This is a genomic window from Aminobacter sp. J41, from assembly GCF_000526635.1.
Lineage (GTDB): Bacteria > Pseudomonadota > Alphaproteobacteria > Rhizobiales > Rhizobiaceae > Aerobium.
In genome coordinates this window covers 32,139-45,733 of record NZ_JAGL01000022.1, presented here as the reverse complement: position 1 = coordinate 45,733, position 13,595 = coordinate 32,139, and the positions used below count along the sequence as shown (strand labels likewise).

Below are 13,595 nucleotides of genomic sequence, written 5' to 3'. Positions count from 1 at the left end.
TTCCTCCCAGGAATTTGCTTAGCTGACCGGCGCGTTCATCGCCCACGAAACGCCAAAGGGGTCGCGCAAGTTGCCCCAGCGGTCGCCCCAGAACATCACGTCCAGCGGCACCACCACCTCGCATCCGGCATCGACCGCCCGCTGCCACCAGCTGTCGATCTCGTCGGGTTTGAGGATCAGCTGCAGCGTGTAGCCCGCCGCCGGCTCATGCGGATGGCCATGCTCAGGGTAAGCGTCCGAAAGCATCAGCGAGGAATTGTTGACGTAAAGATGGACATGCAGCGTCCTCCCGTTTTCGTCTGGGGGAACGGCGAATGCCTGCTCGGCACCGAAGGCCTTCTTGTAGAACTCAGCGGCCTTCAGGGCGCCTTCGACTTCGAGATAGGGAACAAGGCCGCTCTTGGCAGGCGGCATAGGCGGGAACTGCTGGTCGGACATTCAACTTCCTCCAGTTGGCTTTATGCGCCACAGGACGAATGATGGAGGAACGAGCCGACAGCAGGAAATGAAAAAATTTGATGCGCCCATCAGCGAGATCGCCGGGGCGCACCAGGATCAGCGGCCGGGACGTCCGGTCTTGCGTGAACGCCGGCTTTCCTTGCGCACGTCAGCCGGGTCCTCATAGGATCCAATGCCGGTACGCTCGCGCTTGATCGGCTTTGGATCCTCGGGCTTCACCGGCAGCTTGCCCGGCACGGGCTTTTCCGTGCGACCGACGGTCATTTCATCGAGCGAGTTCTTGCGGAACAGGCTGCCGCGGCTCGCCGGAACCGCGTGGTCGCCGGAGGTACCCATCTCGTCGAGATCGGGCTTGCGGAAAAGGTTCGAGCGGGCAGCCTTCGCAGCCTCGCCGGCCTCCCTCGCCTCGCGGCGTTGCTGGATGCGCTCCTGTTCCTCGGCAGTGCGGTGCTTCGCGACGCCCTTGTTGTGCCGGCCCTTCTGCTGGCCGGAAACCGGGCTGACGAGATCGGCCTCGCGCGCCAGCGGATCGTCGGAGATCGCCAGCTCTGTCTCGCGCAGGCGCTTGATCTCGTCGCGCAGCCGCGCCGCCTTCTCGAAGTCGAGGTCGGCGGCCGCGTCGCGCATCTCTTTCTCGAGATATTCGAGATGGGCCTTGAGGTTGTTCCCGACCAGGTTGTCCTTGCCGCCCTTGGTGAATGCAGAAATGTCGGCGCGGACGTGGTCGCGCTCGTAGACCGAGTCGAGGATGTCGCCGATGTTCCGCTTCACGCTCTCCGGCGTAATGCCGTGCTCGGCGTTGTAGGCGAGCTGCTTTTCGCGGCGGCGGTTGGTCTCCGCCATCGCGCGTTCCATCGAGCCGGTGATCTGGTCGGCATAAAGGACAACCTTGCCGTCGACGTTACGCGCAGCACGGCCGATGGTCTGGATAAGCGAGGTCTCCGAACGCAGGAAACCTTCCTTGTCCGCATCAAGGATGGCGACGAGGCCGCACTCCGGAATATCGAGGCCCTCGCGCAGCAGGTTGATGCCAACGAGCACGTCGAACGCGCCGAGCCGCAGGTCGCGCAGGATCTCGATGCGCTCCAGCGTGTCGATGTCCGAGTGCATGTAGCGCACGCGAACTCCCTGCTCGTGCAGGTACTCGGTGAGGTCTTCGGCCATGCGCTTGGTGAGCACCGTGCACAGCGTGCGATAGCCCTTGGCGGTCGTCTCGCGGATCTCGCCGAGCACATCGTCGACCTGGCTCTTTGCCGGACGCACCTCGACCGGCGGGTCGATCAGGCCAGTCGGGCGGATCACCTGCTCGGCGAACACGCCGCCTGCCTGCTCCATCTCCCAGTTCCCCGGGGTTGCGGACACGCAGATGGTCTGGGGGCGCATTGCATCCCACTCCTCGAAGCGGAGCGGACGGTTGTCCATGCACGACGGCAAGCGGAAGCCATATTCGGCAAGCGTCGCCTTGCGCCTGAAGTCGCCACGATACATTGCGCCGATCTGCGGGACCGTGACGTGGCTCTCGTCGATGAAGACGATGGCGTTGTCCGGCACATATTCGAACAGCGTCGGCGGCGGATCGCCTGGCGCGCGCCCCGTGAGGTAGCGCGAATAATTTTCGATGCCCGCGCACGAGCCGGTCGCCTCGAGCATCTCCAGGTCGAAGCGGGTGCGCTGCTCAAGCCGCTGCGCCTCGAGCAGGCGCCCTGCCCGCTCGAGCTCGGCAAGCCGGTGCTTCAGCTCTTCCTTGATCGACTTGATCGCCTGCGTCAGCGTCGGCCGCGGGGTCACATAGTGCGAGTTCGCGTAGATCTTGACGCTCTTGAGGTCGCCGGTCTTCTGACCGGTGAGCGGATCGAACTCGGTGATCGCCTCGATCTCGTCACCCCAGAGCGAGATGCGCCAGGCGCGGTCCTCAAGGTGGGCCGGGAACAGTTCGATCGTATCGCCGCGCACGCGGAACGAACCGCGCGTGAAGTTGATGTCCTGGCGCTTGTACTGCTGCGCGACGAGGTCGGCGAGCAGCTGGCGCTGGTCGAGCCGGTCGCCAACCTCCATCTGAAAGGTCATCGCCGTATAGGTCTCGACTGAACCGATACCGTAAATGCACGACACGGAAGCAACGATGATGACGTCGTCTCGCTCAAGTAGCGATCGCGTCGCCGAGTGGCGCATCCGGTCGATCTGCTCGTTGATCGAGGATTCCTTCTCGATGTAGGTATCGGTGCGCGGAACGTAGGCTTCCGGTTGGTAGTAATCGTAGTACGAGACGAAGTACTCCACGGCATTGTTCGGGAAGAAGCTCTTGAACTCGCCGTAGAGCTGCGCCGCCAGCGTCTTGTTGGGTGCAAGGATCAGCGCCGGGCGCTGCGTCTCCTCGATCACCTTCGCCATGGTGAAGGTCTTGCCCGAGCCGGTGACGCCGAGCAGGACCTGTGTCCGTTCGCTGCTGTTTACGCCTTCGACGAGATCGCGGATCGCCGTCGGCTGGTCGCCTGACGGCTGGAACGGCGTCTCCATCTTCAGGCGAATGCCGCCCTCGGACTTCACCGGCCGAGCCGGGCGATGCGGCACCCACGCCTCCTTGCGCAGGTTCGGGTCACCGCCCTCGATCAGCTTCGTCAGCGCCGCAACGGTCGCGGTCACGCCGGAAGAGGAGATCGACTCCGCATCCTCAAGCGCGATGTCGAGTCCGGCAACGGGATTGAGACCGGCAGCCGCACGTTCGCGCGGGGAAGCAGCGCCACCCATCGACGTGCCGCGCGCCGAGCGCGTGGGTGCACTCGACCGTTCGGGCACTTTCTTGCGCGGTTTGCTGGTCTTCTTCTCCGCTTCTTCGGAGATCTGCCGCGCCCAGTCGGAGATAGATCCCGACAGCGGCGTTCCCTCAAGGTCGGCCTGCGGCGCCTCCCCGAACCCTTCGGGGTTCATCTGCTCCGAGGCATCCAGAAAATCTGTCAGTGGACCTTTGCGCTCGCGCGAGCCGGGGCGGGTCGCAGCGGACTTCTTGTCGGGAGACTTAGCCATGGCGGGAATATGGGCGGCGGCAGCGGAAATGGAAAGAGGCGCCGGGTCGCGCCATCGGTCAATTCACGTGATCCTGACAGCAGGTTGTCAGGAAGGCAGCGCTACGCATGCGAAAGGCGGCGCGATCGCTCGCGCCGCCCTTCAAAACTCGGTCGGATTCTTATGCAGCCGACAGGTTAACGGCCTTCGGGCCCTTACCCATACGATCCGGCTCCGTGTCGAAGGTGACCTTCTGGCCATCAACGAGGGTGCGCAGACCCGAAGCCTCGACAGCGGAAATGTGGACGAAAACGTCCTTCGCGCCACCATCAGGCGTGATGAAGCCGAAGCCTTTGGTTGCATTGAAGAATTTAACGGTGCCGGTCTGGGCCATAGGGGAAAGCTCCTGTTCCCTTTGGTAAGCTGCGTCTGCACGACGTGTGCAGGGTCGCGGGTGTCGAGAGTTCACGAAGTCGGGGAAAGGTCGTCCAAAACGGTCCAGTCTCCGGGTAGCAAATGCCCGAACGTCATCAGCATGGCATGATTTGGGGAGCGCCGCAAGCACGGAAAGCCGCCCTTGCGGCACGCAATTCTTGCGCCGCACCAAGAAAAATTTGACCCCGCACGCCCCCACTGGATCGGCATTCTCCATAACAATTCACCATTCCGGGTTGGACGGCTGGGAGTTTTCCGCAGGGCTGCCGCAGCTATATTGTTGTTTTTGTTATACTATGATTTCCGGCAAATCTTTTGCTTGCCCGTAACTGCAAAATCGAGGACAAATTCTTCCGTTCGGGCATTTGCCGGCCCGGAGACTGGAATAGGAAACACTGGTGCAGCCACCATTGCAGGACACGCAAAATTTGCAGAGCTTCACCAGTGACCGCGAAATGAGAGGGTTTCGGCTAGACCCCGGCGCGCGAATGCCTCTTCTTCTCCCCCAGGAATGCCCAGAACGCCGCGGGTGTCGCCCGCAGGGACTAAGTAGCGGGAGATAAGGAGCATCCCTATGCCTCAGAGTGGAACAGTAAAGTTTTTCAATCACGCCAAGGGCTTCGGCTTTATCACGCCTGAAGGCGGCGACAAGGATGTGTTCGTGCACATCTCTGCCGTCCAGGCGTCGGGGCTGCCGGGCCTTGAGGACGGACAGAAGGTCACCTTCGAGACCGAGCCGGACAAGCGCGGCAAGGGTCCGAAGGCGGTGAACCTCACGGTCCTCTAAGACTGCGAGCACACGCCGCGGACGGGCATTGATTGAAACACGCGCTACTGTATCTGGCGCGTGTTTCTTATTTTCAGGCAAGCCTCCGGCCGACCTTCCCTATCAAACAACTATCGCAGGAACGGGTTGGTCCGGCGCTCATCGCCGAAGCGGCTGCCGGGACCGTGGCCGCAGATGAAGCCGATCTCGTCACCGAGCGGCAGAAGCTTCTCATTGATCGAGCGGATCAGCGCCTCGTGGTCGCCGCCTGGCAGGTCGGTTCGGCCAACAGACCCCTGGAACAGCACGTCACCGACATGGGCGAATTTCGCGGCGCGATTGTAAAACACGACGTGGCCCGGCGCATGGCCCGGGCAGTGCAGCACCTCGAACTCATGGCCCGAAAAGGAGACCACCTCGCCTTCCGAGAGGAAGCGGTCCGGCGTGCAGTTGCGCATGCCGCCGATGCCGTAGTTCTTGGCGGAAAGTTCGATGTTGTCGAGGAGGATCTTGTCGGCCTCATGCGGGCCGATGATGTCGACGCCCAACTCTTCCTTGAGCTCCATAGCCCCGCCGGCATGGTCTAGGTGGCCATGGGTGATCCAGATGGCCTCGATGGTGATGCCGTTCTCGCGGATAGCCGCGACGATGTGCTCGACGTCGCCGCCCGGATCGACAACCACTCCCCGCTTCGTCTCGTCGTCGAACATGATGGTGCAGTTCTGCTGGAACGGCGTGACAGGGATGATCCCGGCGCGAAGTTGGCCCATGACTGTCTCCTCTTTTCTGCCCCGTCCTTAGAGCAATTCGGCAGTAAGTCGAAGCCGTTTTGCTGGGAACCCCGCGACGGTCGGGAAAGGCGCAACCTTCGGCAGCATGCGTAGGCAGGAAGGGGCAGCCGTGGCCGCCCCTCTTCTGTCAATCGGTTGCCTCAGGACTTCTTCATGATCGCGCCGACAATCGCCGTAAGGATCGCGCCACCGCCCGCACCGCCGACCAGGTCACCGAGGAGACCGCCCAGCGCGCCACCAGTCGCTGCGTCGGCACCGCCCCCAAGCAGCGCGCCAAGGATCTGGCCGCCAGCCACGCCGCCGATGGCGCCGCTTAGCAGCTTCGGCAGCTGGCTCATCGCTGCCTGCTTCATCGCAGCGCCGACGGCCTGACCTCCGACGACACCGGCAATGACCTGCACAATGATAGGTAGAAGAGCTTCCACTTTCGTTCCCTCCCTGAAAGACCGGCTCTTGTGCCCCCCATCAACGATGTGAATTCTTCTTGTGCCTGCTTGTCAAAGCGCACAAAGAAAATCCCCCGCAAAAAGCCGGGGATTACTACCTTCTCGACTCCAAAATCGGGCGAAAGACTTATTCCGCGGCCTGCGCACGCTTCGGCTGGACCTCGGCCTCATAGGCGTCGATCAGCCTCTTGGTCAGTGCGCCCGGCGTGAAGCTGTACGGTCCGACCTCGGAAACCGGGGTGACTTCAGCTGCAGTGCCGCAAAGGAAGCACTCCTCGAAGTCCGCCATCTCTTCCGGCATGATCGCCCGCTCGATGACATCGATGCAAAGGCCCTTGGCGAGTCCGATGACGGTTCGGCGGGTGATGCCGTCGAGGAAGCAGTCCGGGGTCGGCGTGTGCAGCTTGCCGTCCTTGACGAAGAAGATGTTCGCGCCAGTCGCCTCAGCGACCTGGCCGCGCCAGTCGAGCATCACCGCATCAGCGTAGCCCTTTGCCTCGGCGGCGTGCTTGGACATCGTGCAGATCATGTAGAGGCCGGCGGCCTTCGCCCGCGACGGCGCCGTACGTGGGTCGGGGCGGCGGTACTCGGCGATGTCGAGGCGGATGCCCTTCATCTTGGTCGCCGGGTCGAAGTAGCTCGGCCACTGCCAGATCGCGATCGCGACATTGATGCGGTTGTTCTGGGCCGAAACGCCCATCGATTCAGAACCGCGCCAGGCGATCGGGCGAACATAGGCGTCCGTAAAGCCCTGTTTCACCAGAAGATCACGGCAGGCCTGGTTGATCTGTTCTGCGGTATAGGGAATCTCAAAGCCAAGGATACGGCCGGATTCGATAAGGCGCTCGGTGTGCTCGTTGAGCTTGAAGATCTCGCCGCCATAGGCGCGCTCACCTTCGAAAACGGCGCTGGCGTAGTGGAGGCCGTGGGTCAGGACGTGGATTTTTGCGTCAGCCCATTTGACGAACTCGCCGTTCATCCAGATGTGACCGTCAAGCTGGTCGAAAGGAACGGATGCCATAATGTTCTCCCTAGGGGCCTTTGAGGCCTGTTTTTGTTAGACGCGGGCTGCGCGGTTCGCTAACCCGAAGCTTGAAAAATTCTAGTAGTATGCCTGACCGTGCAGCGCATTGAAGGAAGTTCCGAAAGCGGGTGCCCCGCTTTCAAATTCATTCGCCGCGGGCGTCGAACATTGACAAAAATTACCACCCGGACAAAAATATGTCAACATCACTGACATATTCGGACGGCAAGATGACTGAGGTGACATGACCAGCGAGCAAGCCACGGCGGCCTTTGCCGAATCCGAGACGGAGAAAACGGCGGCCGACATCGACTTCGCGATCATCGAGCAGCTCTTCTTCGCCTATCGCGACTTCACGTCGGACCCTGACAAACAGCTTGCGCAATATGGCTTCGGACGCGCCCATCACCGGATCGTCCACTTCGTCAATCGCCGGCCCGGCCTCACAGTGGCGGAGCTTCTGGAACTCTTGAAGATCACGAAGCAGAGTCTTGCGCGCGTTCTCAAGCAGCTGATCGACGGCGGTTATATTGTCCAGGTGCCGGGACCGCGCGATCGCAGGCAGCGTGAATTGCACCCGACGGAAAAAGGCCGCAAGCTGGCAATGGACCTGGCGATGCCGCAGTCACGCCGCATTGCACGGGCACTTGCTGAAACGTCCCCGCGTGACCGCGCGGTGATCGAGCGGTTTCTGTTGGATATGATGAACCCGGATTCGCGCGCCCAGATCGCGGCAGCTCCGAAAGACAGGGTATCTCGGACGGGTCAGGAGTAGACCATCAGGCGCAAGCGCATTCGGTGAGTATGAGTAAGGGCGAGGATGTACCTGCGATGACGCAAGATACTCAGATTCCGGGCGACGATGCCCCTCACCTCCTGGTGGTTGACGACGACACCCGCATCAGGACCCTGCTGAAGCAGTTTCTTACCGAAAACGGCTATCGCGTGACCATTGCGAGCAGCGCCGACGAGGCGCGCCGCAAGCTGGTCGGCCTCGACTTCGACCTGATTGTCCTCGACGTGATGATGCCTGGTGAAACCGGCGTCGAGCTGACGCAGGCGCTCCGCCAGGAAAAGAGCGTGCCGATCCTCATGCTCACCGCGCTGTCGGAGACCGACAACCGCGTCGAGGGGCTTGAGGCCGGCGCCGACGACTATCTCTCCAAGCCCTTCGACCCGCGCGAGCTGCTGCTGCGCATCAGCAACATCCTGCGCCGTGGCGGGCCGCAGCCGGTGCCGAAGCTCGAGCAGATCGTGTTCGGGCCTTACACATTCCAGATCGCCAAGCGCGAGCTGAAGAAAGGCGGCCAGCCGCTGAAACTCACCGATCGTGAGCAGGAAATCCTTGCAATCTTCGCCCAGCGCGCCGGCGAGACGATCCCGCGCCACGAGTTGGTCGGCTCGGATGCCGAGGTCGGCGAACGCACCATAGACGTCCAGATCAATCGCCTCAGGCGCAAGATCGAGCGTGATCCGTCCAATCCGGTGTGGCTCCAGACCGTGCGCGGTGTAGGATATCGCCTCAGCGTCGAGTAGCGACGCAGGCAACGAAGCGACAGAAAGGGCAGCATGGCACGTTCCGAAACCACGGATTCCCGCGGTGCCGGATTGCGTGCCGAGCGGGTCCGCTCCCGAATCTATCCCCTCCTCCGTGGCCTGCGGCGGCTGCTGCCGAATTTCCAGCGGTATCTGCCTAAGCGCCTCTATGCGCGCTCGCTGATCATCGTCATCGCGCCGATGATCCTGTTCCAGTCGCTGGTGGCCTTCGTCTTCATGGAGCGCCACTGGCAGACGGTGACGGTACGCCTGTCGACCGCGGTCGTGCGCGACATCGCGGCGGTCATCGACATGATCGAGACCTGGCCAACCACCGAGGACCAGACGGAAATCGTCCGCATCGCCCAGGAGCGGCTGCAGATGCGCATCGACATCCTGCCACCCGACCCGCTGCCGTCGCCGGGGCCAAAGCCGTTTTTCTCGATCCTCGACCAGACGCTCAGCGAGCAAATCACCCAGCAGATCAACCGGCCATTCTGGCTGGATACCGTCGGCAACTCCAGCATCGTCGAGATCCGCATCCGCCTTGAGGACAAGGTGCTGCGCGTATTTGCCCGCCGCAGCCATACCTACGCGTCGAACACGCACATCTTCCTGCTCTGGATGGCTGGCACGTCGGTGGTGCTGCTCGCCATCGCGGTGGCGTTTCTGCGAAACCAGATCCGCCCGATCCTGCAGCTCGCGGAGGCCGCCGAAAGCTTCGGCAAGGGCCGGCCGATGCCCGCCGATTTCCGCCCGCGTGGCGCGGAGGAGGTCCGGCGCGCCGGCGCCGCCTTCATCCAGATGCGCGAACGTATCGAGCGCCAGATCGAGCAGCGCACGGCGATGCTCACCGGCGTCAGCCACGACCTGCGCACCATCCTGACCCGGTTCAAGCTGCAACTTGCGCTTGGCGGCAACAGGCCAGACCGCGAGGCGCTGGACCAGGACATCAACGACATGCAGTCGATGCTGGAGGGCTACCTTGCCTTCGCGCGCGGCGAAGGCGGCGAGGATCCTGGGCCTTTCGATCTTGCGGCATTCCTCGAAAAGCTCGTCGAGGAGGCACGGCTGCGCAAGCGCACGCTGACGACGTCACTATCCGGCAGCCCGGAAATCCACGTACGTCCGAACGCCTTCTCGCGCCTGTTGTCCAACATCGTCGGCAACGCGATGCGCTATGCCAGGAACATCGAGGTGAAGGCCTCGCATGCGCGCGGCTCGTTGCTCATCGTCATCGATGACGACGGCCCGGGCATCCCGCCAGAGAAGCGCGAGGATGTCTTCAAGCCGTTCCTACGCCTCGACACGGCGCGCAACCTGGACGCCAGCGGCACCGGCCTCGGGCTTTCGATCGCGCGCGACATCGCCCGCAGCCACGGCGGCGACATCACGCTCGAGGACAGCCCTCTGGGCGGCCTCAGGGCGATCATCCGCATTCCGGCTTGATCAAAGTGTCGTGGAGGCAGGCTGCTAGTACAGCTTGCCGCCGTTCGGCACCTTCTTGTCGATGGCGGCCAGCACCACGTCGCCGTTCTCGTCCGAAAAGCCGAGCGTCAGCACTTCCGACATGAACCTGCCGATCTGGCGCGGCGGGAAATTCACCACCGCCATCACCTGACGGCCGACAAGCGTCTCGGGCGTGTAGTGCCTGGTGATCTGGGCCGACGTCTTCTTCACGCCGATCTGCGGCCCGAAGTCGATCTTCATCTTGTAGGCAGGCTTGCGGGCCTCCGGAAAAGTCTCGACCTCGATGATGGTACCGGCGCGAATGTCGACCCGGTCAAAGTCCGCATATTCGATCGGCGGACGAAGCTCACTCCCCCCGCTCATGGTGTCAGCAGGAACCCTTGGTCTCGAACAGGACGTTGGAGAGCGCGTCGCGCGCGGTCGAGCCGGACCAGACGACGAACTGGAACGCCTGGAAGTAGCACTCGCACGCCTCGAGCGCCGACGACAGCAGCACCTCGACCTGCTGGCTGGTGGGCTCCGCGCCGCCTGCGAGCAGCAGCGACTGGCGGAACATGATCGCGCCTGCCTGTTCCCACAGGTCGAAGTGGCCGAACAGCATCTGTTCGTTGATGAGCGACAGCAGGCGCATCACCTCGAGGGTCCGGTTCTCGGGCACCTTGAGATCGAAGGCACATGCCAGATGGAGAGCCTCGAAATCCTCCATCCAGGAAAAGGACACGTGATAGTCGGTCCAGTTTCCGATCACGGAAATCGAGATCTCATCGTCCCCGGTGCGTTCGAAGGACCAGTCGTTCATGTTGGCCACATGCTCGATGACGTCCACCGGATGCAGATCTCGAGCAAGGTCCAGTTCAAGCAGGCTCATGAAGAGTCTCTTCCCACAGGCAATAATAAGGGCACCGTATGCGTTCACATGGAGCGCATCCGCTATGAAACACCGGTACAGAAGGAAGGCCGGAGGCGAGCTACGCACACAATGCTCGTCCGGGCCAAGCCACCCGTTGCCTTCGAGGCGTCAAATCAGCGTCTCGAATCATGCAACAAATTCAGTCTATTGATGCAGAGTCGCGTGAACAGCCCCTTTTTTGGGGAACTGGCGAACCGGGTGTGGATAGAGATTCAGAACCTGATTCAAAGGCAGAGTCTAACCGACTCTGCCGTAACGCTTTTTTCACCTTACGGGATGTGGAAAAGAAACTGCCCGGATCAGGAAGATTTTTTCGTCCGCGAGCCCGACTTGGCAGTTTCGGCAGTACCTGACGCCGCCGCACCCAGTTGTGCCTCGAGTTCAGAGACTCGATTTGCAAGCTTTTCGTTGTCGGCGCGCAGCTTCAGGACCATGTCGCGAACCACCTCGAACTCCTCGCGCTGGACCACGTCCATGGAGTTCAGGATGCGCTCGGCCTGACTGCGGAACGCCGTCTCGACTTCCCGGCGCACGCCCTGAGCTGCACCCGCAGCATCCGTCATCAGCTTGGCAAATTCATCGAGAATGCGGTTCGGTCCGGTCGTCATGGCAAAAGCCTCGCTAGAGAATACAGGACGGAAGTAGTGCCCTGTGCCAGCGAATGCAAGGCGAATGGAAAGGCCCGCGCCTTGACCTGATCCGATCGCGCGATCATATGGGAACGAGCGCAACCGGCCGGGAATCCAGACTTGAGCGACTACCTTCTCCTGCCTCTCGCTGCCCTGCCCTTCCCCCAGATTGACCCGGTCATCCTCCAGCTCGGTCCGCTCGCGATCCACTGGTACGGGTTGGGTTATGTGGTCGGGTTGCTGTTCGGCTGGTGGTACGCCAAGCGCATCGTCACCAATCCGAAGCTTTGGGGTCCAAAGGGCTCGCCAATCACGGCAACGGACATCGATGACTTCCTGCTGTGGGCCGCGGCCGGCGTGGTTCTTGGCGGGCGCCTCGGCTACATCCTGTTCTACGACTTTGCCAAATACGCCGAGAACCCGGCCAGCATTTTCGCGGTCTGGGAAGGCGGCATGTCGTTCCACGGCGGCCTCACCGGCGTCACCGTCGCCATGATCGCCTTCGCGCTGAAGCGCGGTTTTAGCCCCTGGAGCCTGTTCGACGTGATTGCCGCAAGCGCTCCCGTCGGCTTTGGGCTGGTCCGCATTACCAATTTCATCAATTCCGAGCTCTGGGGCCGCCCGACCGACGTGCCGTGGGGCATCGTCTTCCCGAACGGCGGGCCGGAACCGCGCCATCCGAGCCAGCTCTACGAGGCCTTCCTCGAAGGCTTCGTGCTGTTCTTCCTGTTGCGCCTCCTCACCCATTCTGCGCTCAAGCTGAAGCAGCCCGGCTTCGTCGCCGGCGCGATGATCGCGGGCTATGGCTGCGCCCGCATCTTTGTCGAGTTCTTCCGCCAGCCGGACGCGCATATCGGCTATCTCGCCGGCAACTGGCTGACGATGGGCATGATCCTGTCGACCCCGATGGTGCTAATCGGCATCTGGGCGATGCTGCGCGCACGGTCGGTGCCCGCATGACGGCGCTGAAGGAACGACTGAAGCAGCTGATTGCCACCACCGGGCCGATTTCGGTCTCGGAATACATGGCAATGTGCCTGTTCGACCCGACAGACGGCTACTACACGACGCGCGAGCCGTTCGGCGTCTCCGGCGACTTCATCACCTCGCCGGAGATCAGCCAGATGTTCGGCGAGCTAGTCGGCGTCTGGGCCTATTCCGCATGGATCGCCGCTGGAAAGCCGGTGCCCTTCACCTTCGCCGAGATCGGCCCCGGCCGCGGCACGCTGATGATCGACATGCTGCGCACGATCGACCGGCTCGATCCCGGCTTCATCGCCACGGCGCGCATTGCGCTGATCGAGGCGAGCCCGCGGCTCACTGAAATCCAGCGCGAAAGGTTCGCGACTGCTGGCCGCGCCAAGCCGAGCTGGTACACGCAGGTTTCCGACCTGCCTGATGGTCCGCTCTTCGTCATCGCGAATGAGCTGTTCGACGCAATGCCGGTGCGCCAGTTCGTAAATACCGAACAGGGCTGGCGCGAACGCATGGTCGCGCTCGACGAGGCTGGCGAACTCTGCTTCTCCGCGGGTCTGGCCAGCATCGATCTGGCGCTGCTACCTACCGGCAAGGAGGCGGAGATCGGCGCGATCTTCGAGGCCGCGCCTGCCCGCTCGGCGCTGATGGCGGAGCTTTCGACGCGCATTGCGACGAACGGCGGCGCCGGGCTGTTCATCGACTACGGCCACCTCGAGCCCGGCTTCGCCGACACGCTGCAGGCGATGAAGGCTCATGCTTATGACGACGTCTTCGCCCATCCCGGCGAGGCGGACCTGACGACCCATGTAGACTTCGCCGCACTGGCCGCGGTGGCTCAAGCCAGTGGGCTCAGGCCACGGCTCTGCACGCAAGGCGATTTCCTCCTGCGCATGGGTCTGCTCGAACGCGCCGGCGCTCTCGGCAGCAAGGCTGGCGAAGACGTTCGCGAGCGGCTGCGCGGCGAAGTCGAACGCCTTGCCGGCCCGGTCCAGATGGGCAGCCTGTTCAAGGTGCTGGCAGTGTCGCCCGAAAACGTCGCGCTGCCGGGCTTCGATCCGGCGGATTGACTTTCACCCGCCCCCTGCCCCACGATCCGCGCCGCAAAACGCAGCCGGCAAGAAACGAAACCAGGCGCCACGGCGACTTGA

The 13,595-nt window shown here is 62.6% G+C and carries 15 protein-coding genes; 6 read left to right on the top strand and 9 right to left on the bottom strand.

Translation table 11 applies throughout. The features are described from left to right. Positions 1–18: 18 nt before the first annotated feature. From L630_RS0114770 to L630_RS0114760, 3 genes are all read right to left on the bottom strand, one after another. A complete protein-coding gene (locus tag L630_RS0114770) occupies positions 19–438 on the bottom strand; it encodes a VOC family protein (protein ID WP_024849020.1) in 420 nt (139 codons plus the stop codon). A gap of 117 nt (positions 439–555) precedes the next feature. After that, positions 556–3,483, bottom strand: coding sequence for an excinuclease ABC subunit UvrB (uvrB, locus tag L630_RS0114765; protein ID WP_024849019.1), 2,928 nt, complete (start codon positions 3,481–3,483; stop codon positions 556–558). Positions 3,484–3,643: 160 nt separating this feature from the next. Beyond that, positions 3,644–3,856 carry a cold-shock protein gene (locus L630_RS0114760; protein WP_024849018.1) on the bottom strand — a complete coding sequence of 71 codons (213 nt, stop codon included), beginning with the start codon at positions 3,854–3,856 and terminating at the stop codon, positions 3,644–3,646. A 615-nt stretch (positions 3,857–4,471) separates the two neighbouring features. Here L630_RS0114760 and L630_RS0114755 point away from each other — a divergent pair. Beyond that, positions 4,472–4,684 carry a cold-shock protein gene (locus L630_RS0114755; protein ID WP_024849017.1) on the top strand — a complete coding sequence of 71 codons (213 nt, stop codon included), beginning with the start codon at positions 4,472–4,474 and terminating at the stop codon, positions 4,682–4,684. 110 nt (positions 4,685–4,794) lie between these two features. Here the strand turns inward: L630_RS0114755 and L630_RS0114750 are convergent, their stop codons facing one another. The 3 genes from L630_RS0114750 to L630_RS0114740 all read right to left on the bottom strand — a co-directional run bounded on the left by L630_RS0114750 (position 4,795) and on the right by L630_RS0114740 (position 6,921). Continuing rightward, positions 4,795–5,433, bottom strand: a complete 639-nt coding sequence (locus L630_RS0114750; RefSeq protein WP_024849016.1) for an MBL fold metallo-hydrolase — start codon at positions 5,431–5,433, stop codon at positions 4,795–4,797. Positions 5,434–5,594: 161 nt separating this feature from the next. Beyond that, positions 5,595–5,879 (bottom strand): hypothetical protein, encoded by a 285-nt coding sequence (locus tag L630_RS0114745; RefSeq protein ID WP_024849015.1) that lies wholly within the window; start codon positions 5,877–5,879, stop codon positions 5,595–5,597. Positions 5,880–6,027: 148 nt separating this feature from the next. Next, complete coding sequence (locus tag L630_RS0114740; protein WP_024849014.1) at positions 6,028–6,921, bottom strand: branched-chain amino acid aminotransferase; 894 nt, start codon at positions 6,919–6,921, stop codon at positions 6,028–6,030. Positions 6,922–7,168: 247 nt separating this feature from the next. Between L630_RS0114740 and L630_RS0114735 the strand changes: the two genes are divergently transcribed. Genes L630_RS0114735 through L630_RS0114725 form a run of 3 tightly spaced genes read left to right on the top strand, consistent with a single transcriptional unit; the run spans position 7,169 to position 9,909 of the window. Next, on the top strand, positions 7,169–7,699 hold the full coding sequence (locus tag L630_RS0114735; RefSeq protein ID WP_024849013.1) for a MarR family transcriptional regulator: 531 nt from the start codon (positions 7,169–7,171) through the stop codon (positions 7,697–7,699). A 56-nt stretch (positions 7,700–7,755) separates the two neighbouring features. Next, positions 7,756–8,460 carry a response regulator transcription factor gene (locus tag L630_RS0114730; RefSeq protein WP_024849012.1) on the top strand — a complete coding sequence of 235 codons (705 nt, stop codon included), beginning with the start codon at positions 7,756–7,758 and terminating at the stop codon, positions 8,458–8,460. A gap of 33 nt (positions 8,461–8,493) precedes the next feature. Further along, positions 8,494–9,909, top strand: a complete 1,416-nt coding sequence (locus L630_RS0114725) for an ATP-binding protein (protein WP_024849011.1) — start codon at positions 8,494–8,496, stop codon at positions 9,907–9,909. Positions 9,910–9,933: 24 nt separating this feature from the next. Here L630_RS0114725 and L630_RS0114720 read toward each other — a convergent pair whose 3' ends face one another. The 3 genes from L630_RS0114720 to L630_RS0114710 all read right to left on the bottom strand — a co-directional run bounded on the left by L630_RS0114720 (position 9,934) and on the right by L630_RS0114710 (position 11,448). Then, positions 9,934–10,293 carry a tRNA-binding protein gene (locus tag L630_RS0114720; RefSeq protein ID WP_024849010.1) on the bottom strand — a complete coding sequence of 120 codons (360 nt, stop codon included), beginning with the start codon at positions 10,291–10,293 and terminating at the stop codon, positions 9,934–9,936. Between the two features lie 4 nt (positions 10,294–10,297). Further along, positions 10,298–10,798 carry a YbjN domain-containing protein gene (locus L630_RS0114715; RefSeq protein ID WP_024849009.1) on the bottom strand — a complete coding sequence of 167 codons (501 nt, stop codon included), beginning with the start codon at positions 10,796–10,798 and terminating at the stop codon, positions 10,298–10,300. 341 nt (positions 10,799–11,139) lie between these two features. Further along, positions 11,140–11,448: an accessory factor UbiK family protein gene (locus L630_RS0114710; RefSeq protein WP_024849008.1), complete on the bottom strand. Its 309-nt coding sequence runs from the start codon at positions 11,446–11,448 to the stop codon at positions 11,140–11,142. Positions 11,449–11,589: 141 nt separating this feature from the next. Between L630_RS0114710 and lgt the strand changes: the two genes are divergently transcribed. Together lgt and L630_RS0114700 are read left to right on the top strand one after the other, a co-directional pair. Continuing rightward, the gene (gene lgt, locus L630_RS0114705) at positions 11,590–12,429 is read left to right on the top strand and encodes a prolipoprotein diacylglyceryl transferase (protein WP_024849007.1); all 840 of its coding nucleotides are present in this window, start codon (positions 11,590–11,592) and stop codon (positions 12,427–12,429) included. Further along, the gene (locus L630_RS0114700; protein WP_024849006.1) at positions 12,426–13,514 is read left to right on the top strand and encodes a class I SAM-dependent methyltransferase; all 1,089 of its coding nucleotides are present in this window, start codon (positions 12,426–12,428) and stop codon (positions 13,512–13,514) included. The genes lgt and L630_RS0114700 overlap by 4 nt, the downstream gene beginning before the upstream one ends. The last annotated feature ends 81 nt before the right edge of the window (positions 13,515–13,595 follow it).